5 protein-coding genes are annotated in these 2,246 nt (G+C 26.2%); all 5 read left to right on the top strand.

The window, feature by feature from the left end; all coding sequences use genetic code 4:
- Window positions 1-151 precede the first annotated feature (151 nt).
- From ybeY to EHV01_RS04800, 5 genes are read left to right on the top strand one after another with little or no spacing between them, the layout of a single operon-like run.
- Window positions 152-628, top strand: a complete 477-nt coding sequence (gene ybeY, locus EHV01_RS04820) for an rRNA maturation RNase YbeY (RefSeq protein WP_422066461.1) — start codon at window positions 152-154, stop codon at window positions 626-628.
- Between the two features lie 26 nt (window positions 629-654).
- Window positions 655-1,083, top strand: coding sequence for a diacylglycerol kinase family protein (locus EHV01_RS04815; protein WP_422066460.1), 429 nt, complete (start codon window positions 655-657; stop codon window positions 1,081-1,083).
- Between the two features lie 17 nt (window positions 1,084-1,100).
- A complete protein-coding gene (gene cdd, locus EHV01_RS04810) occupies window positions 1,101-1,496 on the top strand; it encodes a cytidine deaminase (RefSeq protein ID WP_422066459.1) in 396 nt (131 codons plus the stop codon).
- Between the two features lies 1 nt (window position 1,497).
- Window positions 1,498-1,695 carry a hypothetical protein gene (locus tag EHV01_RS04805; RefSeq protein WP_422066458.1) on the top strand — a complete coding sequence of 66 codons (198 nt, stop codon included), beginning with the start codon at window positions 1,498-1,500 and terminating at the stop codon, window positions 1,693-1,695.
- Window positions 1,671-1,904, top strand: coding sequence for a hypothetical protein (locus tag EHV01_RS04800; protein WP_422066457.1), 234 nt, complete (start codon window positions 1,671-1,673; stop codon window positions 1,902-1,904). The genes EHV01_RS04805 and EHV01_RS04800 overlap by 25 nt, the downstream gene beginning before the upstream one ends.
- The last annotated feature ends 342 nt before the right edge of the window (window positions 1,905-2,246 follow it).

Genomic DNA, 2,246 nt, shown 5'->3' with positions numbered 1-2,246 from the left:
TAWAATTTTTAAATAAAAGACATAATTAATTAAAATTATAATTTGCTATTAGTATCTTTTTAAAAATATTTACAATTATTTTAATAGGTTATGCAAGAAGTCTAATGATTTAATTTGTTATAATAAAAAAAGAGAAGGGTCTGGTGAGGTAATGAAAGATGATTTTGTGATTTATAATGAAACAAAGTTTGATATTAAACCATATCAAGATGATTTTAATGCAATTTTCAAAAAAATTAAAACTTTATTAGCAATAACTGAGCCATTAGAATTATCATTAATTATTGTTGATGCACAAGAACAATTAGAACTTAATCGAAAATATTGTAACAAAGATTATGTTGCTGATGTTATTACCTTTGCTTTAGAAGAAGAAAATAAGATTGATTTATTTCAATTAACCGGACTGCGCAGTTTAGGGGATATTTTTATTTGCTATGAAAAAGCTCTTGCTCAAGCTGCTGAATATAACCATTCTCTTCGTCGTGAATTTGCTTTTTTATTTACTCATGGTATGTTACATATTTTAGGTTATGATCATCAAACTCCGACTGATGAAGAAAAAATGTTTAATTTACAACGAAAAGTATTAAATGATTTACAAATTAACCGAATTCCAATAAAATAAAAACAGAAAGAAGAAAGGGATACATAATGGCAAAAAAGTCACCAGTCAAGAAAAAAATATTTTTTAAATTACGGAATAAATTTTCAAATGCTTTTCGTGGAATTTATACAGCAATTAAAGAAGAATCAAGTTTAATTATTCATTTTATTGTGTCATTGATTGTTATTGGTCTAGGAATTTGATTGCAAAAAATGGTTCCTAACCAGTTTGGATATGTTCAATGAGCAATTTTATTATTAACCATTGGAATTGTCATTGGTTTTGAGTTAATTAATACAATAGTTGAAAATTTTGTTGATTTATTATCATTTGAATATAATATTAAAGCAAAAAAAATTAAAGATATTTGTGCCGCGGCAACATTAATTAATTCTATTTTGGCAATTGCAATTGGATTATTAATAATGTTACCACCGTTGGTGGATGTTATTAAGTTATATTTACACATTAGTTAAAAAGGGAAGTTAATGAAATGCCAACTTATTTTGAAAAGTTAAAATTATTAAGTAAAAAAGCTTATGCACCATATTCAAATTTTCGTGTTAGTGCAATTTGTTTGTTAAAAGATGGTACAGAAGTTATTGGTGTTAATGTTGAAAATGCAGCATATGCTGCTACGATTTGCGCAGAACGGACAGCTTTAGCTCAGGTTTATGCGTTAGGTTATCGTAAAACAGATAGTATAAAATTTTACTTATATACTGACAGTAAACAAGCAGGTTCTCCTTGTGGAATATGCCGGCAATTTTTATGAGAATTAGTTGATCATCGAATTCCAATTGAAATTTATAATCAAAAAGGTGAATCATATGTTTTAACAATTAAAGATTTACTACCATATGGCTTCACGAAGGAGGATTTACACTAGGATGGTCAACAAACATAAAGATGAGGAAGATTTTCAACAAGATTTTGTTACTGACCATAGTTATCGTCTTGTTCCTGATGATCAATTACAAGAATATATGCATAATAATGCTATTTATATTAAAATCTTTTATGCTTTTCATGACAAACGGTTTTTATTAACTCATCATACTTGATGAAAAAAACTGATAATGATTTAGAAGCATATTGTAAAAAGTATATTATGGATTTAACCAAGCGTTTGCATCTTGAAACAATGGCATTAACTTCTGATGAATTAGCACAAAAATGAGATATTCAGGAATATGATATTCCTGGTTATGAAGATGTGATGTTAAAAGGAGTTTCAATTCGTTCATGAGTAAAAAATGACAACAATAAAAAATGAGTTATTAGACTTCTTGCATAACCTAGTTATTTTAAAATTCCTATAAAATATATTTAAAATAGAAATTATAGGAATTTTAAAATAACTAGGTTATGCAAGAAGTCTATTGTTGTTCACGGATTAAATGGTCGTATAAATAAAATAAGGATTTTGGAAAAAACTCGGAAATTGAATAAGAATAATAATTAAACCATTTACTAAAATGGTTTTTTTATTTGTAAAACCAAAATTATTAATTGATTCAGAGAAAGGGCAATATCTTAAATATTTACAAAAAAACTATAACAACTTTTTGATACCCTCTTTAAGTTGTTTACACATTTATTAAATATCTTAGAAATCTTTACAAAGTGTACCTGTTTT

This window comes from Spiroplasma sp. hy2 (genome assembly GCF_044714365.1).
Classification (GTDB): Bacteria; Bacillota_I; Bacilli_A; order Mycoplasmatales; family Mycoplasmataceae; genus Spiroplasma; species Spiroplasma phoeniceum.
The sequence above is the reverse complement of the archived record's forward strand: the minus strand, read 5'-3'. Positions and strand labels throughout refer to the sequence as shown.